This window comes from Micromonospora sp. NPDC005707, from assembly GCF_040631005.1.
GTDB lineage: Bacteria > Actinomycetota > Actinomycetes > Mycobacteriales > Micromonosporaceae > Micromonospora.
Window position 1 is genome coordinate 93,328 of sequence record NZ_JBEXYR010000013.1, and the last position, 23,920, is coordinate 117,247.

23 protein-coding genes are annotated in these 23,920 nt (G+C 75.1%); 19 read left to right on the forward strand and 4 right to left on the reverse strand.

Annotated elements, in window-relative coordinates:
• Positions 1 to 19: 19 nt before the first annotated feature.
• Genes ABZ452_RS24320 through shbA form a run of 3 tightly spaced genes read right to left on the reverse strand, consistent with a single transcriptional unit; the run spans position 20 to position 3,075 of the window.
• Positions 20 to 1,618, reverse strand: a complete 1,599-nt coding sequence (locus ABZ452_RS24320) for an ATP-binding protein (RefSeq protein ID WP_357947028.1) — start codon at positions 1,616 to 1,618, stop codon at positions 20 to 22.
• A 42-nt stretch (positions 1,619 to 1,660) separates the two neighbouring features.
• A complete protein-coding gene (locus tag ABZ452_RS24325; RefSeq protein ID WP_357947030.1) occupies positions 1,661 to 2,500 on the reverse strand; it encodes an anti-sigma-D factor RsdA in 840 nt (279 codons plus the stop codon).
• Positions 2,497 to 3,075, reverse strand: a complete 579-nt coding sequence (shbA, locus tag ABZ452_RS24330) for an RNA polymerase sigma factor ShbA (RefSeq protein WP_357947033.1) — start codon at positions 3,073 to 3,075, stop codon at positions 2,497 to 2,499. The genes ABZ452_RS24325 and shbA overlap by 4 nt, the downstream gene beginning before the upstream one ends.
• Positions 3,076 to 3,239: 164 nt before the next feature.
• On the opposite strand from shbA, the gene ABZ452_RS24335 reads away from it, so the two are divergent.
• The 16 genes from ABZ452_RS24335 to ABZ452_RS24410 all read left to right on the forward strand — a co-directional run bounded on the left by ABZ452_RS24335 (position 3,240) and on the right by ABZ452_RS24410 (position 21,819).
• Positions 3,240 to 4,211 carry an ABC transporter ATP-binding protein gene (locus tag ABZ452_RS24335; RefSeq protein WP_357947035.1) on the forward strand — a complete coding sequence of 324 codons (972 nt, stop codon included), beginning with the start codon at positions 3,240 to 3,242 and terminating at the stop codon, positions 4,209 to 4,211.
• Entirely contained in the window at positions 4,208 to 4,978 is a 771-nt protein-coding gene (locus tag ABZ452_RS24340) for an ABC transporter permease (protein ID WP_357947037.1), read from the forward strand. Before ABZ452_RS24335 ends, ABZ452_RS24340 begins: the two co-directional genes overlap by 4 nt.
• A gap of 1 nt (position 4,979) precedes the next feature.
• Positions 4,980 to 5,783, forward strand: a complete 804-nt coding sequence (locus ABZ452_RS24345) for an ABC transporter permease (RefSeq protein ID WP_357947039.1) — start codon at positions 4,980 to 4,982, stop codon at positions 5,781 to 5,783.
• Between the two features lie 2 nt (positions 5,784 to 5,785).
• Positions 5,786 to 7,075 carry an MCE family protein gene (locus ABZ452_RS24350; RefSeq protein ID WP_357947304.1) on the forward strand — a complete coding sequence of 430 codons (1,290 nt, stop codon included), beginning with the start codon at positions 5,786 to 5,788 and terminating at the stop codon, positions 7,073 to 7,075.
• Positions 7,072 to 8,106 carry an MCE family protein gene (locus tag ABZ452_RS24355; RefSeq protein WP_357947042.1) on the forward strand — a complete coding sequence of 345 codons (1,035 nt, stop codon included), beginning with the start codon at positions 7,072 to 7,074 and terminating at the stop codon, positions 8,104 to 8,106. The genes ABZ452_RS24350 and ABZ452_RS24355 overlap by 4 nt, the downstream gene beginning before the upstream one ends.
• Positions 8,103 to 9,089, forward strand: coding sequence for an MlaD family protein (locus ABZ452_RS24360; protein ID WP_357947045.1), 987 nt, complete (start codon positions 8,103 to 8,105; stop codon positions 9,087 to 9,089). The genes ABZ452_RS24355 and ABZ452_RS24360 overlap by 4 nt, the downstream gene beginning before the upstream one ends.
• Positions 9,089 to 10,333, forward strand: a complete 1,245-nt coding sequence (locus tag ABZ452_RS24365; RefSeq protein WP_357947048.1) for an MCE family protein — start codon at positions 9,089 to 9,091, stop codon at positions 10,331 to 10,333. The genes ABZ452_RS24360 and ABZ452_RS24365 overlap by 1 nt, the downstream gene beginning before the upstream one ends.
• Positions 10,330 to 11,766, forward strand: coding sequence for an MCE family protein (locus ABZ452_RS24370; protein WP_357947051.1), 1,437 nt, complete (start codon positions 10,330 to 10,332; stop codon positions 11,764 to 11,766). Before ABZ452_RS24365 ends, ABZ452_RS24370 begins: the two co-directional genes overlap by 4 nt.
• The gene (locus tag ABZ452_RS24375) at positions 11,763 to 13,001 is read left to right on the forward strand and encodes an MlaD family protein (protein WP_357947054.1); all 1,239 of its coding nucleotides are present in this window, start codon (positions 11,763 to 11,765) and stop codon (positions 12,999 to 13,001) included. The genes ABZ452_RS24370 and ABZ452_RS24375 overlap by 4 nt, the downstream gene beginning before the upstream one ends.
• Positions 12,998 to 13,789 carry a hypothetical protein gene (locus ABZ452_RS24380; RefSeq protein WP_357947057.1) on the forward strand — a complete coding sequence of 264 codons (792 nt, stop codon included), beginning with the start codon at positions 12,998 to 13,000 and terminating at the stop codon, positions 13,787 to 13,789. The genes ABZ452_RS24375 and ABZ452_RS24380 overlap by 4 nt, the downstream gene beginning before the upstream one ends.
• Positions 13,790 to 13,806: 17 nt before the next feature.
• On the forward strand, positions 13,807 to 14,319 hold the full coding sequence (locus tag ABZ452_RS24385) for a hypothetical protein (RefSeq protein ID WP_357947060.1): 513 nt from the start codon (positions 13,807 to 13,809) through the stop codon (positions 14,317 to 14,319).
• 239 nt (positions 14,320 to 14,558) lie between these two features.
• Positions 14,559 to 16,199, forward strand: a complete 1,641-nt coding sequence (locus ABZ452_RS24390) for a protein kinase (protein WP_357947063.1) — start codon at positions 14,559 to 14,561, stop codon at positions 16,197 to 16,199.
• Between the two features lie 55 nt (positions 16,200 to 16,254).
• Complete coding sequence (locus tag ABZ452_RS24395; protein ID WP_357947066.1) at positions 16,255 to 17,259, forward strand: hypothetical protein; 1,005 nt, start codon at positions 16,255 to 16,257, stop codon at positions 17,257 to 17,259.
• A 73-nt stretch (positions 17,260 to 17,332) separates the two neighbouring features.
• Entirely contained in the window at positions 17,333 to 18,298 is a 966-nt protein-coding gene (locus ABZ452_RS24400) for a hypothetical protein (protein ID WP_357947068.1), read from the forward strand.
• Positions 18,299 to 18,496: 198 nt separating this feature from the next.
• Positions 18,497 to 19,867 carry an MFS transporter gene (locus tag ABZ452_RS24405; protein WP_357947071.1) on the forward strand — a complete coding sequence of 457 codons (1,371 nt, stop codon included), beginning with the start codon at positions 18,497 to 18,499 and terminating at the stop codon, positions 19,865 to 19,867.
• A 98-nt stretch (positions 19,868 to 19,965) separates the two neighbouring features.
• Positions 19,966 to 21,819, forward strand: a complete 1,854-nt coding sequence (locus ABZ452_RS24410) for a transketolase (protein ID WP_357947307.1) — start codon at positions 19,966 to 19,968, stop codon at positions 21,817 to 21,819.
• Between the two features lie 56 nt (positions 21,820 to 21,875).
• Here ABZ452_RS24410 and ABZ452_RS24415 read toward each other — a convergent pair whose 3' ends face one another.
• Positions 21,876 to 22,304: a helix-turn-helix domain-containing protein gene (locus ABZ452_RS24415; protein WP_357947074.1), complete on the reverse strand. Its 429-nt coding sequence runs from the start codon at positions 22,302 to 22,304 to the stop codon at positions 21,876 to 21,878.
• A gap of 113 nt (positions 22,305 to 22,417) precedes the next feature.
• Between ABZ452_RS24415 and ABZ452_RS24420 the strand changes: the two genes are divergently transcribed.
• Genes ABZ452_RS24420 through ABZ452_RS24430 form a run of 3 tightly spaced genes read left to right on the forward strand, consistent with a single transcriptional unit; the run spans position 22,418 to position 23,876 of the window.
• Positions 22,418 to 23,011: a dihydrofolate reductase family protein gene (locus tag ABZ452_RS24420; protein ID WP_357947077.1), complete on the forward strand. Its 594-nt coding sequence runs from the start codon at positions 22,418 to 22,420 to the stop codon at positions 23,009 to 23,011.
• 36 nt (positions 23,012 to 23,047) lie between these two features.
• Positions 23,048 to 23,431 (forward strand): PPOX class F420-dependent oxidoreductase, encoded by a 384-nt coding sequence (locus ABZ452_RS24425; protein WP_357947080.1) that lies wholly within the window; start codon positions 23,048 to 23,050, stop codon positions 23,429 to 23,431.
• 55 nt (positions 23,432 to 23,486) lie between these two features.
• Complete coding sequence (locus tag ABZ452_RS24430; protein WP_357947082.1) at positions 23,487 to 23,876, forward strand: DUF2267 domain-containing protein; 390 nt, start codon at positions 23,487 to 23,489, stop codon at positions 23,874 to 23,876.
• Positions 23,877 to 23,920 lie beyond the last annotated feature (44 nt).

A 23,920-nucleotide genomic window follows, 5' to 3' on the forward strand; every position in this document is an offset into this window, starting at 1 on the left:
GTCGCCGGTGGCCCCGCGCTCAGGCCGGGGCCACCGCCGCGCGCTCGCCCGCCTGCTCTGGCACGGCGGCTGTGGCGGCCGGCCTCGGCAGGGTGAAGACGAACCGGGCGCCCTCGGCGTAGCCGTCGTCCAGCCGCAGCGAGCCGCCGTGGTACTCGATGATCTTCTTGCAGATGGCCAGGCCGATCCCGGTGCCGTCGTAGGCGCCGCGCGGGTGCAGCCGCTGGAAGATCAGGAAGATCTTGTCGGCGTAGCGGGGGTCGATGCCGATGCCGTTGTCCGCCACGGCGAGCTCCCAGCCGGCCTCGTCCTCGGTGACCGCCACCCGGATCCGGGGTGCCCGGTCGGACCGGCGGAACTTCACGGCGTTGCCGAGCAGGTTCTGCCAGAGCATGGTGAGCAGCGTCGGGTCGCCGTGCACCACCGGCAGCGGGTCCGCCACGATCTCGGCGCCCGCCTCGGCGATCCGGTCGGAGAGGTTCGACTCGGCCTGGGCGAGCACGGCAGCCAGGTCCACCTCCCGGTCGTCGCGGTAGACGCGGCCGATCCGGGAGAACGCCAGCAGGTCGTTGATGAGGTTCTGCATCCGGGTCGCCCCGTCCACCGCGTAGTCGATGTACTGCCGGGCCCGGTCGTCGAGCTGGCCGGCGTAGCGGCGGTGCAGCATCTGGCAGAACGACGCCACCTTGCGCAGCGGCTCCTGGAGGTCGTGCGAGGCCACGTAGGCGAACTGCTCCAGGTCCTCGTTGGACCGGCGCAGCTCGGCGGCCTGCTGTTCGAGGGCGTCCCGGTGCCGGCGGCTGGTGTGCAGCGCGTCGACCACCCGCTGCCGCATGGTCTCCACGTCGGCGGTGAGCCGGGCGATGTCGGCCGGCCCCTCCGGGGCGAGGCGGTGCTCGAAGTCGCCGCCGGCCACCCGGCGCACCGAGGCGCCCAGCCGGTCCAGCGGGCGCAGCACCGTGGTGCGGACCAGCACCGAGATGACGATGCTGGACAGCAGCAGGGTGGCCAGGATCGCCACGAAGAGAAGGTCCCGCAGCGCGCGGGCGCCGTCGAGGTCGGCCCGGCCGGCCACCTGTTCCCGGTCCAGCCGCGCCTCCAGGCCGGTCAGCCCTGCCTGCGCGGCGTCGAACGCCACCCCGCCCTGCCGTACCACCGGCGCCAGCTCCGCCGCGCCCGCGCCGGCCCGCCGGCCGGCGATCAGCCGGGCCGGGTAATCGGCCCGCCAGCGCTCCGCGAGGACGAGGGCGGCGTCCAGCTCACGGCGCGCGTCCGGCTCGTCGGCGAGCAGTTCGCGGGCCCGCCGCGCGGTCGCGCGCTCGGCGGCCACCCCTTCCTCGTACCGGCGCAGCAGCTCCGGGTCGCCGCTGATGACGTACCCCCGGACCGCCGCCACCTGCTCCAGCAGGCCGCTCTCCAGCCGGCTCACCGCGGTGCGGGCCGGGGAGATGGTGTCGGCCAGCCGGTTGGAGACCGCGGCGGTGTGGGACAGCGCCACCGCGCCGATCCCGCCGCCGGCGAGCACCAGCACGGTCATCCCGAGCATCATGACGCTCAGCCGCCGGCTCGTGGTCATCCGCGCCCGGCGTCCCTCGTTGACGGTCGTCGCTGCGCTCACGCCAGCACAGTAACCGAGCGCCGGTCCGTGGCGCGGACGCGCTCAGTCGAGCAGCCCGCCGCCGGTGGGCAGCGGCAGCTCGGGCAGCGGCAGCCCGGAGATCGACACCGACGGCAGCGGCAGCGGCAGCCGGGGCAGCGGCAGCAACGGACTGCCGGCCGGTGCCGGCGAACCGCTCGACCCGGGTCTCGGCGTGCCGCCCCGGGTGGCGGGGGCCGGCCGGGGCGTACCGGTGACGGTCGGGCTCGGGACGGCGGTGGGCGCGGGGGTGGCCGGGCCGGTCGTGGCGGCCGGCGCCGTGCTCGGCGGCGCCGTTGCCGCGCGGGCCGCCGCCAGATCGCTGGCCAGGACGTCGAGCGCGGCGCCCAGCCGGGCGACGGCCGCCGGGTCCTCGACCCGGGCGAGGTCCCGCCGGCCCTGCGCGACCAGCGCCTCGGCGTCGTCGAGCCGGCCGGCGTCCAGGGCCGCGCGGGCGCGGTCCACGGTGTCCTCGATGCCGCGCACTTCGGCCTGCTGCGGGTGCAGCAGCCGGGTCAGCGACCAGAGCGGGCTGCCCGGTCCGGCGTCGCGGCTGCCGATGCCGAGCCCGGAGACCAGGGCCAGCAGCGCCACGGCGGCGGCCGCCAGCCGCAGCGTCCAGGGGCGGGGGCGGCGGACCGCCCGTCGCGCGGGCACCTCCTCGGCGGGCGCGGGCGCGCCGGGGCGTACCGCGGTGGCCGGCTCCTCGGCGAGCTCGGCCCGCCAGAGGGCGAGCATCCCGGCGAGCGCGTCGCCCTCGGGCGCGGCCTCGCCGCGGCCGAGCGCGTCGAGCAGCGCGTCGTCGCGGGCGATGGTCCCCAGGTCCATCGCCTCGTCGCCGTCGCCCGGCATCCGCCCGGTCATGCCGCCACCTCGTCCAGTGAGCCCCCGGCCAGGGTACGGAGCCGGGCCAGCGCCCGGGACTGGGCCATCCGGACCGCGGCCGCCGACATGCCGACGATGCCGCCGACCTCCTCCGCGGACAGCCCCGCGGCGACCCGCAACAGGATGATCTCCCGCTGCGCGTCGGGCAGCCGGTCGAGCAGCGCGGAGAGCCGCCGGGCCAGGTCGCTCGCCACGGCCTGCTGTTCAGGACCGGGCGCGGCGTCCGGCCGGTCGACGGGGGTGTCGGTGGGGCTCACCGCGGCGTCGCGGACGGCGGAGCGCTGGGCGTCGGCCACCTTGTGCGCGGCGATGCCGTAGACGAACGCGGCGAACGGGACGCCCTGCTCGCGGTAGCGGGGAAGGGCGCGCAGCACGGCCACGCACACCTCCTGGGCCACGTCGTCGGCGGTGGTGTACGCCCCGCCCACCCGGCCAAGCCGGGCCCGGCAGTAGCGGACCAGCCCCGGCCGTACGCCGACGAGCAGCTCCTCGACAGCCGCCGGGTCGCCCGCGGCGGCCCGGCGGACGAGCTCGGACTCGATCACTGTCGTCATGGCGTTCGTGGAACATCCTCATCGCCGGCCGTTTTCCGGCACGTTATCGACACCTCCGGGGTTTTGCATAGCTCGCCGGTCGTCCCGAAGAGGTGACGGAAAGTAGTTGTTGCGTCCGGCCGGCCCCGCCCGATGTCCCAGTGGGACACGAAGGGAGGGGAACGATGGGCGTCGAGGTCGCGGTACGCGGACTGACCAAGTCCTTCGGCGGGCACCCGGTCTGGTCGGACCTCACCCTGACCCTGCCCGCCGGGGAGATCTCCGTCCTGTTGGGACCCTCGGGTACGGGCAAGTCGGTGTTCCTCAAGACGCTGGTTGGTCTGCTGAAGCCCGACCGGGGCTCCGTCCTCATCGAGGGCCGGGACCTGCCGAGACTCTCGGAGCGCGAGCTGTACGAGGTGCGCAAGCTGTTCGGCGTGCTGTTCCAGGACGGCGCGCTGTTCGGCTCGATGACCATCTACGACAACGTGGCGTTCCCGCTGCGCGAGCACACCCGCCGCTCCGAGTCGGAGATCCGGGCCGTGGTCACCGAGAAGCTGGAGATGGTCGGCCTGGTCGGCGCCGAGCACAAGCTGCCCGGCGAGATCTCCGGCGGGATGCGCAAGCGGGCCGGGCTGGCCCGGGCGCTCGTCCTCGACCCGCGGATCGTCCTCTTCGACGAGCCGGACTCCGGGCTGGACCCGGTGCGCACCGCCTATCTGAACCAGCTGATCGTCGACCTCAACCAGCGCACCGGGGCGACCTTCCTGATCGTCACCCACGACATCAACACGGCCCGGACCGTGCCGGACAACATCGGCCTGATCTACCACGGGCACCTGGCCATGTTCGGGCCGCGCGAGATGCTGCTGTCCAGCACCGAGCCGGTGGTCCGGCAGTTCCTCAACGCCCAGCGCATCGGCCCGATCGGGATGGCCGAGGAGAAGGACGCCGAGGAGCTCGCGGCCGAGGCGCAGGCCGGCGTGGAACTCCCGCCGCTGCCGCCGATCCCGCTGCAACTGCCCCCGTCGGACGGGCGGCCGCGCCGGGCCGAGCGCCCGCCGGGGCAGTGGTGCCGCGAGCACGGCGTCACCCCGCCGCCCGGGTCGTTCGAGGGCCGCTGGGCCGCCGACCCGAACGAGGAGGTGGTGGTATGAACGCCCCTGCCGCCGCCGTCCGGAACACCGGCGAGTTCTTCGCGTTCTGCCTGGACACCCTGCGCGGGCTGGGCCGCCGGCCGGTGCAGGTCCGCGAGTTCGTGCAGCAGGCCTGGTTCATCAGCTCGGTGTCCATCCTGCCCGCCGCGCTGGTCTCCATCCCGTTCGGCGCGGTGATCGCGCTCCAGCTCGGCTCGCTGGTCCGCCAGCTCGGCGCGCAGTCGTTCACCGGCGCCGCCTCGGTGCTCGCCGTGGTCCGTGAGGCCGGCCCGATCGTCACCGCGCTGATCATCGCCGGCGCCGGCGGCTCGGCCATCTGCGCCGACCTCGGCGCCCGGAAGATCCGCGAGGAGCTGGACGCCATGCAGGTGCTCGGGATCGACCCGATCCACCGCCTCGTGGTGCCCCGGGTGCTCGCCTCGATGCTGGTGGCGGTGCTGCTCAACGGCCTGGTCAGCGTGGTCGGCGTGACCGGCGGCTACGCGTTCAACGTGGTGCTCCAGGGCGGCACGCCCGGGGCGTACCTGGCCAGTTTCCAGGCCCTCGGCCAGCTGCCCGACCTGGTGGTCGGCGAGGTGAAGGCGCTGCTGTTCGGTGCCGCCGCCGCGCTGGTCGCCAGCCATCAGGGAATGACCGCGAAGGGCGGGCCGAAGGGCGTCGGCGACGCGGTCAACCGCAGCGTGGTGATCACCTTCATGTTGCTGTTCGCGCTGAACTTCGTGGTCACGGCCGTGTACTTCCAGGTCGTCCCGCAGAAGGGGAGCTGACGTGGCGGTCCTGCGGTATCTCGACGACCTGGGCGGGCAACTCGCCTTCCACCTGCGCGCCCTGGCCTGGGCGCCGCGCACCCTGCGCCGCTACCGGCGCGAGGTGATCCGGCTGCTGGCCGAGGTCAGCTTCGGCACCGGAGCGCTCGCCGTGCTCGGCGGCACCGTCGGGGTGATCTGCTTCCTCACCTTCTTCACCGGCACCGAGGTCGGGCTCCAGGGCTACCAGGCGCTCGACCAGATCGGCAGCAGCGCCTTCACCGGCTTCGTCTCGGCGTACTTCAACACCCGCGAGATCTCGCCGCTGGTCGCCGCGCTGGCGCTGTCGGCCACGGTCGGCTGCGGGTTCACCGCCCAGCTCGGCGCCATGCGGATCTCCGAAGAGGTCGACGCGCTGGAGGTGATGGGGGTGCCCTCGCTGCCGTTCCTGGTCACCACCCGCATGATCGCCGGCTTCATCGCGGTCATCCCGCTGTACGTGGTCGGCCTGCTCGCCAGCTACCTGGCCACCCGCACCATCGCGGTCGGCTACTTCGGACAGTCCGCCGGCACCTACGACTACTACTTCCACCTGTTCCTGCCACCCGAGGACGTGCTCTGGTCCTTCGGCAAGGTGCTGGTGTTCAGCGTGATCGTCGTGCTCGTGCACTGCTGGTACGGCTACACCGCCAAGGGCGGGCCGGCCGCGGTCGGCGTCGCCGTCGGCCGGGCCGTGCGGACCGCGATCGTCGCGGTCAACGTCGTCGACTTCTTCCTGTCCCTGGCCATCTGGGGCGCCACCACCACCGTCCGGATCGCGGGGTGACCATGCGACACCGTCTGCTCGGCCTCGTCTTCGTCGCCCTGCTCACCGCGGCGCTGACCGCCGCCGTGCTCCAGTACCGCGGGGCGTTCACCCCGGTCGACCGGGTCACCCTCCGCGCCGACCGCGCCGGCCTGCACCTCCTGAAAGGCGCCGACGTGAAGGTACGCGGCGTGGTGGTCGGCGCCGTCCGCTCGGTACGCAGCGACGGGCACGGAGCGGTGATCGGGCTGGCCCTCGACCCGGCCACCACCGGCCGGATCCCCGCCGACGTGACCGCCCGGCTGCTGCCCAAGACCCTCTTCGGCGAGCGGTACGTGGAACTCGTCCCGCCACCGGGCAGCTCCGCCGGGCCGATCCGCGACGGCGCGGTGATCACCCAGGACCGCAGCCGCACGGCCGTCGAGCTGGAACGGGTGCTCGACGAGGCGCTGCCGCTGCTCCAGTCCGTCCGCCCCGACCAGCTCGCCACCACCCTCGGCGCGATCACCACCGCCCTGGAGGGGCGCGGCGACCGGCTCGGCGTGAACCTGGTCCGGCTCGGCGCGTACCTGCGGCAGCTCAACCCGCAGCTGCCGACCCTCACCGAGGACCTGCGCCAGCTCGCCACCGTGCTGGACAGCTACGACGCGGCGCTGCCCGACCTGATCGCCCTGCTGCGCGACGTGACCGTCACCGCCCGCACCGTCGGCGACCAGCGCGACCAGCTCGCCGCGTTCCTCGCCGACACCACCGACACGGCCGACACCGCCCGCGGCTTCCTGGACCGGCACGGCGACCAGCTCATCCGGCTCGGCCAGGTCAGCCGCCCGGTGCTGGAACTGCTCGCCGCCTACGCGCCGGAATACCCGTGCCTGGTGCACGGGCTGGTCGACCTGCAACCGCGCGTCGAGGAGGTCTTCGACGGCGGCCGGATGCACATCACCCTGGAGGTGACCCGCGACGGCGGCCCGTACGAGCGGGGCCGCGACGAGCCCGCCTACGCCGCCCACGACGGCCCCGACTGCCGGGGCCTGCCGAACCCGAAGGTGCCCGCACCGGAGGTGGCCGTCGCCGACGGCTACGACTACGGCGGCACCCGTACCCCGAAGCCCCTGCCCGTGGGGGTGCCGGCCGGCGGGGCGCCCGCGGCGCCGGCCTCCCCGGCGATGGGCCGGGCCGGCACCGGCGAGGAGCGGGCGCTCGTGAAGCCGCTCGTCGGCGGGCTCACCGGGACGCCACCCGCCGAGGTGCCCGACATCGCGGTGCTGCTCTGGGGCCCGCTGCTGCGCGGAGCGGTGGTGACCGCACGATGACCGGGAAGACGACCCCCGCGCTGGTCAAGCTGCTGGTGTTCGCGGCGGTCACGCTGCTGGCCACGGGGCTGCTCGCGCAGACCCTCGGCGCGTTCCCGCCCGGCGGCACCACCTACCGGGCCCGGTTCACCGACGTGACCGGCCTGCTCTCCGGCGACGACGTGCGCATCGCCGGGGTGCGGGTGGGCAAGGTGGCCGGCATCCGGGTGGTCGACGACACGACCGCCGAGGTGGCCTTCACCGTCGACCGGACGGTGCCGGTGGCCGTCGGCGTGCGCGCCGCCATCCGCTACCGCAACCTGGTCGGCCAGCGCTACCTGGCCCTGACCGAGGGTCCCGGCGACCCCCGCCCGCTGCGCCCCGACGGTCTCATCCCGCTCGCCCAGACCAGGCCGGCGCTGGACCTGACCGTGCTGTTCAACGGCTTCCGGCCGCTGTTCACCGCGCTCGACCCCGCCGAGGTCAACAAGCTGGCGTACGAGATCGTCCAGGTGCTCCAGGGCGAGGGCGGCACGGTGGCCAGCCTGCTGCGGCGCACCGCCTCGCTGACCAGCACCCTGGCCGACCGGGACGCGGTCATCGGCCGGGTGGTCACCAACCTCAACGAGGTGCTGGGCACCCTGGCGAGCCACGACCGGGAGTTGGACCAGAGCGTCGTCCAGCTCCAGCAGTTCGTCTCCGGGCTCTCCGCCGACCGCACCGCCATCGGTGAGGCGCTGGTCAGTCTCGGCGAGCTGACCGACACCACCGCCGGGTTGCTGCGCCAGACCCGGCCGCCGCTCGCCGCCGACGTCCGCGCCCTCGACGACCTGGCCGGCACGCTCAACCGGAACTCCGCCGTCATCGACGCCACCCTGGGCCGGCTGCCGGAGCGCTACGAGTCGCTGACCCGCGTCGCCTCCTACGGCTCCTGGTTCAACTTCTACCTCTGCGACTTCGACGGCCGGCTCGCCGTCGACGGCCACGCGCCGCTCACCGTGCCCGGCGTCGACGCCACCGCCGCCCGCTGCGCCACCGGAGGTGCCCGGTGAGGCCGTTCCGCGAACGCAACCCGGTGGTCGTCGGCGCGATCGGGCTGACCGTGCTGGTGGCCGCCCTGCTCGGCGCGTTCCAGCTCGACCGGATCGCCGCGCTCACCGGCCGGTCGTACGCCGCCGCGTTCCACGACGCCAGCGGCCTGGCCACCGGCAACGAGGTCCGGGTGGCCGGGGTACGGGTCGGGCAGGTCACCGCCGTGGAACTCGCCCGCGACCCGCAGCCGCACGTGCGGGTCCGGTTCCGGGTCGACGACGACGGCGTCCGCCTCGGCCGGGACACCGGCGCGACCATCCGGATCAAGACGGTGCTCGGGCAGAAGTACCTGGCGCTCGCCCCGGCCGGCCCGGGGAAGCTGCCCGAGCGCGCGCAGATCCCGCTGGACCGCACGGCCGCCCCGTTCGACGTGGTGCAGGCCGTCACCGGCCTCGCCGACACCCTCGACAAGGTCGACACCGACCAGCTCGCCCGGGCGTTCGCCACCCTGTCGGAGACCTTCGCCGACACCCCGCCGAGCGTGCACACCTCGCTGACCGGGCTGTCCCGGCTGTCCCGCACCGTCTCCTCCCGCGACGCCGAGCTGCGCACCCTGCTGTCCCGGGCCCGGGGCGTCACCGGCGTGCTCGCCGAACGGGACGAGGAGTTCCGCAAGCTGGTCACCGACGGGGAGAAGCTGCTCGCCGAGGTCAGCCGGCGGCGGGACGCCATCCACCAGCTCCTGGTCGGCACCGACCAGCTCGCCACCCAGCTGTCCGGGCTGGTCGCCGACAACCGTACCCAGCTGCAACCGGCGCTGCGCAAGCTGCGCGACGTGGTCGCCGTGCTGCAACGCAACCGCGACGACCTGGAGCAGACCATCCGCCGGATGGGCCCGTTCGTCACGGCGTTCGCCAACGTGGTCGGCAACGGGCGTTGGTTCGACTCGTACGTCGACGGACTGCTCCAGCCGTACCTGCCCGCCGCCACCGGAGGTCGCTGATGCCCGGTCGGATCCAGCGCTGGCGGCGACCGCTCGCCGCGGCCACCGTGCTGCTCACCGCCGTCGCCGTCGGCGCGGCCGTGTGGCGCCACGAACCACCCGACCGGCGGGTCGTCGCCTACTTCACCCGCGCCGTCGGCGTCTACGCGGGCTCCGACGTGCGGATCCTCGGCGTCCGCGTCGGCGAGGTCGAGAAGGTGGTGCCGCAGGGGCGGATGGTCCGCGTCGAGATGCGCTACGACCCGGAACTGCGGCTGCCGGCCGGCGCGCAGGCGCTGATCGTCCCGCCCAGCGTGGTCAGCGACCGGTACGTGCAGCTCACCCCGGCGTACACCGGCGGCGCCGCGCTCGGCGACGGCGCGCAGATCCCGGTCGACCGGACCGCCGCGCCCATGGAGATCGACGACATCTACGCCGCGCTCGACGAGTTCAACCGGGCCCTCGGGCCGCGGGGCGCCAACGCCGACGGTGCCCTGTCCGGCCTGGTCGCCACCGGCCGCGCCAACCTGGAGGGCAACGGCGCCGACCTGCACGACACCCTCGACGGTGCCTCACGCGCGCTGACCACCCTGTCCGCCGGGCGCGGCGACCTCTTCGGCACGGTGGTCAACCTGCAACGCTTCACCACCACCCTGGCCCGCAGCGACCAGCAGGTACGCCGCTTCCAGCAGCAACTCGCCGACGTCGCCGAGCAGCTCGCCGGGGAGAAGGAGGAGCTGGCGCGGGCGCTGCGCAACCTGGCCGCCGCGCTCGGCGACGTGACAACCTTCGTCCGACAGAACCGGACCGCCCTGACCTCGAACGTCACCGCGCTGACCGACATCACCCGGGTCCTGGTCCGCCAGCAGCAGGCGGTCATCCAGATCCTCGACGTGGCGCCGCTCGCCATCGGCAACCTCAACCTCGCCTACAACCCCCGCTCCGGCACCCTGGACACCCGGGACAACCCGCTCGGCCCGTACGACCCGGCCACCTTCGCGTGTTCGCTCATGGTCGACCAGCTTCCCGTCGCCCAGGTGCCGGCGATCTGCACCAAGCTCGCGCAGACCCTGCGCCAGCGCGGGCTGCCCCTCACCGATCAGCTGCGCAAGCTGCTCAAGCTGCCGCCCGGCGCCCCGGCGGGAGGCGGGTCCTCACCGGGATCCGTCAGCTCCCCCGGTGCGCCGACCGCCGACGAGGCGCCGGGCGGCTCCTCCATCCCGAGCGACCCCACGCTCGGCGGCATCCTGCGGGGCCCGGCGTGACCGCCCGGCCGACCGGCGCGGGGGTCGCGGCCCGGTTGCTGGCCGGCGCGCTGGCCGTGGCCCTGCTACCCGCGGGCTGCGGCCTGCCCGAGGTGGCCGACCTGCCGCTGCCCGGCGGGCGGCCGGCCGGGCCCGGCTACACGGTCACCGCGGAGTTCGGCGACGTGCTGGACCTGGTGCCCCGGGCCGCCGTCAAGGTCGACGACGTCACCGTCGGCAGCGTCGAGAAGATCTCCCTGGACGGCTGGCACGCCCGGGTCCGGCTGCGCATCGACCGGGCGGTACGGCTGCCGGCCAACGCCACCGCCGCCGTCCGCCAGAGCAGCCTGCTCGGCGAGAAGTACGTGGCGGTGGCCCCGCCGCCGGCCGAACCGGCCCGCGGCGACCTGGCCGACGGCGACCTCATCCCGCTGTCCCGCACCACCCGCGGCGCCGAGGTCGAGGAGGTCCTCGCCGCCCTGGGCCTGCTGCTCAACGGCGGCGGCCTGGCCCAGCTGCGCACCATCAACGCCGAGCTGAACCGGGCCCTCGCCGGGCGCGAGCCGGCGCTGCGCGACACCCTCACCCAGCTCGACACCTTCCTCGGCGGGCTGGACCGGCAGAAGGCCGACATCGTCCGCGCCATCGACGCCCTCGACCGGCTCAGCGGCCGGCTGGCCCGGCAACGCCAGGTCGTCGGCGACGCGCTGGACTCCCTGGCCCCGGGCCTGACCGTGCTGGCCCGGCAACGCGCCCAGCTCACCAAGGCGCTCACCGCGCTGGGCCGGCTCGGCACCGTCGGCACGCGGGTGGTGCAGCGCAGCCGGGCGGACACGGTGGCCGCCGTGACCGCCCTGCAACCGATCCTGGAGCAGCTCGCCCGGGCCGGCGACGACCTGCCGAAGTCACTGGACTTCATGCTCACGTTCCCGTTCCCGCCGAACGTCACCGGCGCGATCGTCGGCGACTTCGTGAACCTGTCCATCACGGCCGACCTGGACGCCGCCAGCATCCTGGCCAACCTGGTGGCCGCCGCGCCCGCCCCGGCGCCGCGGACCACCCGGCCGGCGACCCCGACCGCGCCCCGACCGCCCGCCAGCGGCGGCCCGAGCCGGCCCGGCACCAAGCCCGGCGGCGGCATCCTGCCCGGCCTGCCCGACCTGCCGCTGCTCAAGTGCCTGCCGGACCTGAAGAACTTCCCGGCCATCTTCACCCCGCCGAAGGAGTGCGGCCTGCCGGAGGGCTGCAAGCTGCTCAAGCCCGGCTCCACCGTGCCGCTGGGTGGCCTGCTGCTGCCCAAGGGCCTCGTGCCGCGGGGCACGGCGCTCCCCGTCGGCACCGAACTGCCCGACGGCACCGTGCTCACCGCCCAGTGCGTGCTCCCGCTGACCGGCGCCGTCACCGGACAGATCGGCGACCTGACCGACGTGCTCGGGGGAGGGCTGATCCCGTGATCGGACGCACCGTGAAGCTCCAGGTGCTCGCCTTCGTGCTGGTGAGCATCCTCGGCGTCGGCTACGTCGGCGTCCGCTACGTCGGCCTCGGCGAGCGGCTGTTCCACACCGGCTACGTCGTCCACGTCGACCTGACCCGCGCCGGCGGGCTGTTCGCCAACGCCCCGGTCACCTACCGCGGCGTGCCCGTCGGCCGGGTCACCGCGGTCGACCTGCACGGCGACGGGGTCCGCGCCGACCTGCGCCTCGACCGGGGCGTCCGGGTCCCCGACGCGCTGCGCGCCGTGGTCGCCCAGCGCTCCGCCGTCGGCGAGCAGTACCTCGACCTGCGTCCCGAGCGCGACGGCGGGCCGTACCTCGCCGACGGGGCGGTGATCCCGGCCGACCGGACCGGGCTGCCGCTGGCCCCGGAGACCCTGCTGACCAACCTGGACGCGCTGGTCCGCTCGGTCGACCCGGACGACCTGACCGTGCTCGTCACCGAGCTGGGCACCGCGTTCGAGGGCAACGAGCAGGCCCTGGCCCGCATCCTCGACGCCGGGGACGCCCTGCTCGCCGAGGCGGACCAGCGGCTGCCCGAGACCCTCGCGCTGATCCGCGACGCGCGCACGGTGCTGACCACCCAGGCCGAGTCCACCGAGGCGCTGCGCCGCTGGTCGGCCGGGCTGGCGCAGCTCGCCGCCACGCTCCGCTCCGCCGACCCGGACCTGCGCCGGCTGCTGGCCGGCGGGCCGCCCGCCGGGGTCGAGCTGCGGGCGCTGCTGCGCGGCCTGGAACCCGACGTCGGCGTGCTGCTCGGCAACCTGGTCACCGTCAACGGGATCGCCGCCCGGCGGCTGCCCGGCATCGAGCAACTGCTCGTCGTGTACCCGATCGCCGTGGCCGGCGGGTACACCGTCACCCCGGGCGACGGCACCGCCCACCTCGGCCTGGTGGTCAACGTGGGCAACCCGCCGTCCTGCGTCTACTCCGGCGGCGCCACCGGCTGCGACTCCGGCGAGCGGGCCGCCGGGGCGAGCGTGCGCGGCGCCGGGAACGCGCCCCGGCCCGGCGGCGCCGACCCCGCACCCCCGCCCCAGGCCGAGCAGGGCGGCGACCCCGGGTACGACCCGGCGACCGGCCTGGTGCTCGGCGCCGACGGCCGCCCCCTGCAGTTCGGCGGCACCGGCGGCCAGTACCGCACCGCCGGGGCCCAGTCCTGGAAACAGCTGTTGCTCGCCGGGGTGACCCCGTGACCGGCGTACCCGAGGAGGTGGCGGTGCCCAGCCGCAGGAACACCACGTTGAAGGTCATCAAGGGCGCGAAGGCCGGCCCGGCCACACCGCGCCGCCGCCTGGTCAACCGCGCGGTCCCCGCACCCGCCGAGCCGATCGAACGGGTGCTGGAACGACTCGACCGGGAGCCGGTCGAGGACCCCACCGAGGCCGGGGACCTCACCGTCGTCGGCGACCCGGCCGAGGTCGAGGACCTGCCCGAGCCCGATCCGGAGCCCGCCGAGCCGGACGCCGACGCCGAGCCGGCCGGCACCGCCCCGCCCCGGCGGCGTCGGGCGCTCACCGCGCTGCTCGTGTTGCTGCTGGCCGCCGCCCTGGCCGGCGCCGGCGTACAGGGCCACCGCTGGTACGTCGACCGGGCCACCGACCAGGCCCGCCGGGAGGCCGTGGCCGCCGCCCGGCAGGCCGCGGTCAACTTCGTCTCGGTCAGCGCGGCCAGCGTCGACCGGGACCTGAGCCGGATCACCGCCGGCGCCACCGGCGACTTCAAGGACGAGTTCACCCGCGGCCAGGCCCAGGTCCGCGCCGCCGTCGTGGAGAACAAGGTCCAGTCGCAGGGCACCGTGCTGCGCGCCGGGATCGTCTCCGGCGACCGGCGGCGCGCCGTGGTGCTGGTGGCGGTCGACGCCACCGTCCGCAACGTGAAGGCGCCCGACGGGCGGCCGTCGCACTACCGGGTCCAGCTCGACCTGGTCCGGGACCGGGACTCGGGGGACTGGCTCGTGACCAGGCTCCAGTTCGTCGGATGACCGACAGGAGAAGACCGATGCGCCTACCGACCGTCCTGCGTCGACCCCGGCTGCGGCTGCGGCTGCGGCCCGTGCCGCTGCTCGTCGTCGCGCTGCTGCTGGCCGCCGCCGTGGCGGTGGCCGGCTGGACCGCCGACCGCCGCGCCGGCCAGCGCGACCAGGCCGTACGCCAGGCCCTGGCCACCGCGCCGGCCGCCGCCAAGGCCCTCTTCTCGTACGACTACCGCACCTTCGACGACAGCGTCGCCAACGGCCGCACCTTCGCCACCGGCGCGTTCGCCGACGAGTACGCGCAGACCACCACGGCACTCAAGGCGACCGCCACGAAACAGCAGGCCGTGGTGCTCGCCGAGGTGTCCGCCACCGGCGTGGTCGACCCCGGTCCGGACCGGGTGGAGCTGCTGCTCTACCTCAACCAGTACCGGCGCAACGTGACCACGGCGGGGGAGAAGGTGGACCAGAACCGGGTCGTGCTCACCCTGGTCCCGGTGCACGGCGAGTGGAAGGTCGTCCAGGCCACCGCCATCTGACCGGCGGGCTTGCCCGGGTCTGCTAGCAGTGGCGGTGTGTCCGTTCTCGACCATCCGCCGGCCGACCGGCCCGCCCCGCCCACGACCGGCCCCGGAACCGGCCGGCACCCCGGTTCCGGGGCCGCCGTCCGGCGTGCGGAAGCATCCGTTGCGCCGATGGACGGCGGCGCCGGCGCGACCAGAATGACCAGCGAGGCGGAGGCCGACACCCGCCCCTGGAACGCCGTGGAGGCCGTCGCATGAGCGGCTGGCAGCTGTCCGGCTACACGCCGGTCCGTCGGCTCGGCGCCGGTGCGTCGGGCAGCGTCATGCTCGCGACCCACGACGCCACCGGCACCCCGGTCGCCATCAAGTACCTGGTGCGCGACATCGGCGCCGACCCGTCCTTCCGGACCGCCTTCCGGGAAGAGGCCCGGCTGCTCGGCGAGATCGACGACCGGCACGTCAGCCGCCTCTACGAGTACGTCGAGTCCTCGCACGGCGCGGCCATCGTGATGGAGCTGGTCAACGGGGTCTCGCTGCGCCAGATGCTGCGCGCGCACGGCCCCACCACCCCCGAGGCGGCGCTCTGCGTGCTGAAGGGCTCGCTCGCGGGCCTCGCCGCCGCGCACGCCCGTGGTGTGGTGCACCGCGACTACAAGCCGGAGAACGTGCTGGTCACCGGGGAAGGGCTGAGCAAGCTCGCCGACTTCGGCATCGCCATGCCGGTCGGCCAGGGCTCCGACACCACCGTCTCCGGCACGCCCCGCTACATGGCCCCGGAGCAGTGGACCGGCGCGCCCGCCAGCCCGGCGTGCGACATCTACGCGGCCACCGCCACCTTCTTCGAATGCCTCACCGGCCGGCCCCCGTACCCGGGACCCGACCTGTTCAGCCTGCGCGAGCAGCACGCCTCCGCGCCCATCCCGACGGACCCGGCGCCCCCGCCGGTGCACGAGCTGCTCCGGCACGGCATGGCCAAGAGCCCCGACGAGCGGCCCCAGCCCGCCCAGGTGTTCCTGGAGATCCTCGACCGGGTGGCCGGCGCGGGATACGGCGGGGAGTGGGAGGAGCGCGGGCTCCGCGAGCTGGCCCGCCGAGCCGCCCTGCTCGCCGCACTCTGGCCGTTCCCCGACGGCGCGGGCGGCGCCACCAGCCTCGCCAGCACCACGCTCGGCGCGGCGGCGGGGCGCGGCGGCCGGCTCCGCCGGGGCCGGGCGCGAACGGCGCTGGCCGGCGGCGCGCTGGTCGCCGCCCTGGTCGCCGGCGGCGCCGGCTACAGCTACGCCGCCAACGACGGACCCGCCGCGGACGACCCGACCGGCCCGGCCGTCGCCGGCCCCACGGTCACCGACCCGACCGGCGCCACCCCGACCGGCGCGCCCGCGCCGACCGCGACCGCCGTCCCGTCCGCGTCGGCCACCCCGTCGGCGACGCCGAGCGCCACCCCGAGCGGCTCCCGGTCCGCGACGCCCACCCGCTCACCGGTACGCACCAGCGCGCCCGCACCGACCCCGTCGACCAGCACCTCGCCGCCGCCCCCGCCCGACGTGACGGCCCCCGCCGTCGACGGCGTCGCCGCCGACCCGGGCCAGCTGGAGCCGCAGGGCTGCCCGTACGGCTACAAGACCAGCACGGTCACCGCCACGGTCAGCGACGACCGCAGCGGCCCGGCCGCCCTGAAGGTCACCTTCCGCTACACCCTGGAGGGCGCCACCCGCACGGGGTCGATGGCCTCCGCCGGGCGCGGCGTTTTCCGCGGCACGCTCGGCCCGTTGCCCGCGCCGAAGCAGAGTAGCCGCATCCCGATCCAGGTCACCGCCGTCGACGCCGCCGGCAACGCGACCACCTCGGCGTCCCCAGTGTACGTGACGCTCTACAACTACTGCACTCCCGGCTAGGAGTCGTGACCGTGCCCGTAGCCCAGACCCGCACCCTGACCCGGGGACGGCCGGCGTGACCCGGCCGGAGGAGCCGACCGAGGCGCTGCCCACCCGGGCGCTGCCCGCCGATCCCGGCGCGACCGTCGACCTGGGTCGCGACCCGGACCCCGCACGTGGTGACGCGACCGTCCACCTCGGCCCGCCGGCCCGGCCCGCCCCACCCCTGAACCCGGACGCGACAGCGCACCTGGGCGCCCCGGCCGTGGACCCGCCGGCCACGGCCGACCCGACCGTGCACTTCACCGCCAGGCCCGAGCCGACCAGACCGTTCGGTGCGCCGGCCGTCGGCGCTCCGGGCGGTGCCGAGCCGACCGTGCACTTCGGTGCGGCGCCGGAGCCGACCAGACCGTTCGGTGCGCCGGCCGTCGGTGCTCCGGGCGGTGCCGAGCCGACCGTGCACTTCACTGCGCCGCCCCGGCAGCACGGGCCGGCCGCCGCGGCCGGAGGCGGGGCGACCTCCGGGGCGTACCGAGGGGCGACGGCGGACGCGCGGGCGGGGAGCGGCGCCGCGGCGCCCGGCGGGGAGCTGCGGTTCGGGCCCGGCGTGCCGGCCACCCCGCCGCCGGCCCCGGCGTGGCCGGCGATGCCCCCGGCGCGGCGGTCCCGCCCGGTCTGGCGCCGGGTCGTCTCCGTGCTGTCCACCCTGCTCACCGCGGCGCTGCTGGTGGCGGTCGGGCTCTACCTGTGGCAGCGGCTGCGCCCGCTGGAGGTCGAGGGCGTCACCGTGGCGGTGCCCCGGCCGCCCGGCGTGGCCTGCGACGTCACCGTCGACGTGGTGGCCACCGTGCGGACCAACGGGCGCGGCGGGGTGATCCGCTACCAGTGGTTCCGGTCAGACGCCCCGCCGGGCGGCCTGCTCACCGAGCGGGTCGGCCGCGGCCAGCGGACCGCCACCCTCACCCTCAAGTGGACGTTCAGCGGGGTCGGCGCGACCACCGGGATCGCCACCGTGAACATCATCGAACCGTCGCCGGTGCAGGCCGGCGCGCAGGTCCGCTACCGCTGCCCCGGCGGCTGACCGCGTTTCCCCGAGGGCCGCGCAGGGTAGCTCCAGGCCAACCGAACCTGACCCTGTGCGTGGAGGCCCTTCGATGAAAGACAACTTCGGGGACGCGGTGGGCGACGCGTTCCGCTCGGTGATGCTGTTCCTGCCCAAGGCGGTCGCCTTCGTCGCCATCCTGGTCGTGGGCTGGCTGGTCGCCAAGGCCGTGCTGAAGATCGTGGACAAGGTCCTGGAGCGGGTCCACTTCGACCGGGCCGTCGAGCGCGGCGGGATCAAGACCGCCCTCGCGCGCTCGAAGTACGACGCCAGCGACATCGTCGCGAAGCTGGCCTACTACGCGGTGCTGCTGGTCACCCTCCAGCTCGCCTTCGGGATCTGGGGCCCGAACCCGATCTCCGACCTGATCACCGGCGTCGTCGCCTGGCTGCCCCGGGCGTTCGTCGCCATCGTCATCGTGGTGGTGGCCGCGGCCATCGCCCGGGCGGTGAAGGACATCATCTCCAGCGCCCTCGGCGGCCTCTCCTACGGCCGGGTGCTCGCCAACATCGCCTCGGTGTTCATCCTGGGCCTCGGCGTCATCGCCGCGCTCAACCAGATCGGTGTCGCCACCACGGTGACCACCCCGGTGCTGATCGCCGTGCTCGCCACCGTCGGCGGCATCCTGGTCGTCGGCGTCGGCGGCGGCCTGGTCCGCCCGATGCAGAGCCGCTGGGAGAACTGGCTGGCCCGGGCCGAGGAGGAGTCGCGGACCATCGCCACGCACGCCCGGGCGTACCAGGCCGGGCGGCGGGACGTCGAGGCGCGGTTCGGCGGGACGGCCGGCCCGTACGCCGAGGCCGAGCTGACCCGCCCGGTGGCCGGCGAGACCGAGGCGGACCGGACCCAGCCGGTCGCCCCGTACGGCGCGGCGGAGCCGACCCAGCCGGTGCCGGCGTACGCCGACCCGGACCGCACCCAGCCGACCACCCCGCGGCAGCCGACGGCCGAGCAGGCCGCGGACAGCGAGGCCACGATGGTCATCCCGCAGGCGGACGTGGACCGGTCCCGCCGCTGACCGACCCGCATTCCGACCGGGGTGGGGCCCTTCCGGGTCCCACCCCGGTCCGTGTGCGCGGGGCGGCGCGGGGGCCGGCCGTCCGGTTACGATCGGCGCATGCACTGGCGACATTGATGCCCTGCCGAGGGTCGAGCCCGCGGGCCACCGCGGACACCGCACGTCCGGTGTCCGTCACGTCCCCGTGGGAAGGCCCTCATGCTCGTCGTCTCCGCGCGCGTGCCCGCCGAGCGCAGGCTCGCCGTCACGCTCTACGCCTACGCGTTCCTCACCGACCTGGTCCTGCTCTATCCGGTCTACACGCTGCTCTTCGCCGACACCGGGCTGTCGGTCGGGCAGATCTCCTCGCTCTTCGTGCTCTGGTCGGCCGCCGGCATCCTGCTGGAGGTGCCCTCGGGCGCCTGGGCCGACGCGGTCTCCCGGCGGCTGCTGCTCTGCCTCGCCCCGCTGCTGACGGCCGCCGGCTTCGCCCTCTGGGTGCTCGTCCCGTCCTACCCGGCGTTCGCCGTCGGCTTCCTGCTCTGGGGCGCGGGCGGCGCGCTGCGCTCCGGCGCCCTGGAGGCGCTGGTCTGGACCGAGCTCGACCGGCTCGGGGCCGCCGGCCGCTACGCCCGGCTGACCGGCCGGGCGAGGACCGCCGAGCTGCTGGGGGTGGTCGGCGCCATGGGGTTGGCCGCGCCGGTGCTGGCGCTCGGCGGCTATCCGGCGGTCGGCGCGGCGAGTGTGGCGGCGTGCCTGGCGGCCGCGGCGGTCGCCACCCGGTTCCCCGAGCACCGGCCGGGTCACGGCCCGGGAAACCACCGCCAGGCCGGCGCGGACCAGCCCGGCACCGATCAGCGCGGCACCGACCGGCCCGGCAGCGACCAGCGCGGCACCGACCAGCCCGGCGGAGACCAGCCCGGTACCGACCGGCCCGGCGGGGACCAGCTCGACGCGGCCGAACCCGGCTGGCTGGCCAGCCTGCGTGGCGGCCTGGCCGAGGCCCGCGCCGACCGGTCGGTGCGGGCGGCGCTGCTGCTGGTGCCGGCGGTCGCCGCCGTCTGGGGCGGCCTGGACGAGTACACGCCGCTGCTGGCCCGGGACACCGGGGTGCCGGCGGCGACCGTGCCGCTGCTGCTCCTGCTCGTGTGGGCCGGCACCACGGTGGGCGGGCTGCTGGCTCCGGTGGGGGAGCGGCTGACCGACCGCGGCTTCGCGGCCCTGCTGGCCGGTGCGGCCCTGGCCCTGGCCGCGGGCGCCCTGGTCCGCCACCCGGCCGGGTTCGTCCTGGTGGGCGTCGCGTTCGCGGCGTTCCAGCTCGCCACTGTGCTGGCTGACGTCCGGCTCCAGGCCCGGATCAGCGGACCGGACCGGGCGACGGTCACCTCGCTGGCGGGGATGGCCACCGACCTGGCGATCGTCGGGGTCTACGCCGGGTACGGCGTCGTGGCGGGCGCCGCCGGCCACGCGGTCGCGTTCGCGGTGGCCGTGCTGCCGTACCTGCTGCTGGCCGGCCGGCTGGGCGCCCGCCGTCCCGCCCGCCGGGTTCGGTCGAATCGGTCGTTGCCCGAAAATACCGGTGTTTCCTGATTACGGTATGGGCGGAAGTGGCCGGCGCCGGTCGTTCCCGGGGCGGCTCGGGCGGACCGGCGGTGGCTGGCCGGGAACGGAGGCGACGCGGCGTGACGATGGAAGCAGAGCGCACCCTGCGCGACGAGGAGCTGGCCGGGCTGGCGGACCTCGCCGCGCAGCTCCGGGTCGACTCGATCCGGTGCAGCACCCGGGCCGGCTCCGGCCACCCCACGTCGAGCCTCTCCGCGGCCGACCTGCTCGCCGTGCTGGTCGCCCGCCACCTGCGCTACGACTGGTCCTACCCGGGCAACCGCGCCAACGACCACCTCATCTTCTCCAAGGGGCACGCCTCCCCGCTGCTGTACTCGGTCTTCCGGGCGACCGGCGCGATCAGCGAGCAGGAGCTGCTGGAGTGCTACCGGCAGTCGGGCTCCCGCCTCCAGGGCCACCCCACCCCGGTGCTGCCCTGGGTGGACGTCGCGACCGGCTCGCTCGGCCAGGGTCTGCCGGTCGGCGTCGGCATCGCCCTGGCCGGGCAGTACCTGGACAAGCTGCCGTTCCACGTCTGGGTGCTCTGCGGCGACAGTGAGACGGCCGAGGGCTCGATCTGGGAGGCCCTGGACAAGGCCGGCCACTTCGGGCTGCGCAACCTCACCGCCATCGTGGACGTGAACCGGTTCGGCCAGCGGGGGCCGACCGAGCTGGAGTGGGACCTGGACACCTACCGCCGGCGGGTCGAGGCGTTCGGCTGCCACCCGATCGTCGTCGACGGCCACGACCTGGCCGCGATCGACGAGGCGTTCGGGCAGGCCCGGCAGGCGACCGGCCCGACGGTGGTGCTCGCCCGGACGGTCAAGGGCAAGGGCGTGCCGGAGATCGAGAACCGGCCGGACTGGCACGGCAAGGCGCTCGAACCGGAGCAGGCCGAACGGGCCGTCCAGGCGCTCGGCGGCGCGCGGCAGATCCGGGTCGCCGGGCCGCGGCCGGCCGCCGCGCCGCCGGCACCGGCCCCCGCCGGGCCGCCACCGGAGCTGCCCCGCTACGACAAGGGGGCGAAGGTGGCCACCCGCAACGCGTACGGGGACGCGCTGCGCGCGCTGGGCGTCCGGCCGGACGTGGTGGCCCTCGACGGCGAGGTCAGCGACTCGACGCGGGCGGACAAGTTCGGCGAGGCGTACCCGGACCGGTTCTTCGAGATGTTCATCGCCGAGCAGCAACTGGTCGCCGCCGCGGTGGGCCTGCGGGTCCGTGGCTACCGGCCGTTCGCGGCCACGTTCGCCGCGTTCCTCTCCCGCGCGTACGACTTCATCCGGATGGCCGGCATCTCGCGGGCCGACATCGCCCTCGCCGGCTCGCACGCCGGCGTCGAGATCGGCCCGGACGGCCCCTCCCAGATGGGGCTGGAGGATCTCGCCGCCCTGCGCGCCGTGCACGGGTCGACCGTGCTCTACCCGAGCGACGCCGTCTCCTGCGCGGCCCTGGTCGCCGCCATGGCCGACCGGCAGGGCGTCAGCTACCTGCGCACCACCCGGGGCAAGTACCCGGTGCTCTACGACAACGGCGAGGACTTCCCGGTCGGCGGCAGCAAGGTGGTCCGCGACGGGACCGACGTGGCGCTCATCGGCGCCGGGGTGACCGTGCACAACTGCCTCGCGGCCGCCGACGAGCTGGCCCGCGAGGGGATCGACGCCCGGGTGATCGACCTCTACTCGGTCAAGCCGGTCGACCGGCAGCGGGTGCTCGACGCCGTGCGGGACACCGGCGGCCGGCTGGTGGTGGTCGAGGACCACTACCCGCAGGGCGGGCTGGGGTCCGCCGTGCTGGAGGAGCTGGCCGACCTGGCCGAGCCGGTGCGGGTCAGCCACCTGGCGGTACGTGGGCTGCCCGGCTCCGGGACCCCGGCCCAGCAGATGGACCGGGCCGGCATCGGCGCCCACGCGATCGTCAGCGCGGCGCGCGCCCTGGCCTGACGCTCGCCCGGCCGGGCCGGACCCGGCGGCGGGCGCGGGTCACCGGCGCGGCGGTGTCAGCTCGCCGCGCCCGGTCCGGGAAGCAGATCGACATCGCCGGCGTGCATCGGTTCGCCGCAGTGCGCGCAGCTCAGGTCGACCCGGCTCACCTCCCCGCACGCGTGATGGCGGTACAGCACCGGCGCGCCGGCCTGACCGGCGAGCCAGGTGTCGCCCCAGCGGACCATCACCATGAGCAGGTCGACGAGCTCGGTGCCCTTCTCGGTCAGGACGTACTCGTACCGGGGTCGCCGGTCGTAGGGCCGGCGCTCGAGGACCCCCTGTTCGACGAGGTGGTTCAGCCGCTCGGTCAGCACCTTGCGCGAGATGCCGAGGTCAGCCTGGATCTGCTCGAACCGGGTGAAGCCCGCATAGACGTCACGCAGGACCAGCGGCGACCAGGGCTCGCCGATCACGTCGAGCGTGCGCGCGATCGAGCAGGCCATGTCGCCGAAGTTTGTCCGCTGCATGACGCCAGTCTAGCAATCAGGGTTCCCTGAAGGAACTTTGACTGCTACGGTCGCGGAGTCTCTTGAAGGAACTCCGGAAGGTCACGGACATGAGCGTGGTGCTGGTCGCCCTGTCGGTCTCGGTGGACGGATACATCACCGGCCGGGATCCCGGCGCCGGGCGCGGGCTCGGCGACGCGACCATGCTCTTCGACTGGTACTTCGACGGCGACACCCCCAGCCAGGTCTTCGACGGGTTCCGGCTGAGTGAGCCCAGTGCCCGGGTGTTCGACGCCCTCGCCGGTCGCGTCGGCGCCAGCCTGGTCGGCCGCAACACCTACGACGACTCGGGGTGGGTCCACGGCGGGGCGCCGCACCCGACGGCGCCGCTGTTCGTGCTCAGCCATCGGCCGGTGCCGGGTATGAGCGACGGTCAGACGCTGGTCACCACCGGGATCGAGGACGCGGTCGCGGCGGCCCGGGAGGCCGCCGGCGACAAGGACGTCGCCCTCATGGGCGGCGGCGTCGCGACCGCGGCGCTGGCGGCGGGCCTCGTCGACGAGGTGATCCTGCACCAGGTCCCGATCCTGCTCGGCGGCGGCCGGCCCTTCTTCCAGTCGCTCCCCGGGCACGTGCGGCTCCGTGCCGTCGAGGTCGTCCCGGCACCCGGCGTGACCCACCTCCACTACGAGGTCCTCCGATGACGCTCGCTGCCAACCCCGCTGAGAAGGAGCACCCGCATGCTTGACCCCGACGTCCGCCGCGTACTCGACGGCACCTCCATCGCCCACCTCGCCACCGTCTTGCCGGACGGCTCGCCCCACGCCGTTCCCCTGTGGATCGGCACCCTCGGCGACCGGATCGTCGTCTTCACCGGTCCTGGCTCGCGCAAGGCCCGCAACCTGCGCCGTGACCCCCGGGTGGCGCTGTCCATCGCGCCCGTCGACAACCCGTTCGAACCCGTCGTGATCCGCGGGCACGTCGTCGAATGGATCGAGGGCGATGCGGCGTGGCCGATCATCGACGAGCTGGCCACGAAGTACACCGGCGGGCCCTACCCCCGTGGGCAGGCACGCGTCGTGGCCGTGATCGAGCCCCGGCGTCAGACCGTGGGGGTCGGATGAGTACCCGCAGCCTAAACGGGTAGCCACGCGGTCTCCGGGACGGAAGGACCGAGCGATGGCGGAGCTGGAGTTCGTGGCGAAGGTGGCCACGCGGGCCGGCGTACCGGCGGAGACCGCACGATCCCTGACCGAGGCCACCCTGCGCACCCTGGCCGAGCGGATCAGCGGCGGCGAGGCGGCGGACCTGGCCGACCACGTGGCGCACGAGCTGCGCCCGTTGCTGGCCCGGGCCCGTCCGGAGGAGCCGGAGGCGTTCGGGTACGACGAGTTCCTGCGCCGGGTGGCCGACCGCGCCGGGACGGCGCCGGATCTCGCGGAGCGGGGCGCGCGGGCCGTGCTGCAGACCCTGCACCGGGTGGTCGGGCACGTCGAGTTCGAGCAGGCCATGTCGGAGCTGCCGCGGGAGATCGGCGCGCTGGCCCAACCGGTGCCCCGGACCCCCTGACCGCACGGGGCGGGACGAAACGCCCACCGACGGCTCCCCCCGGT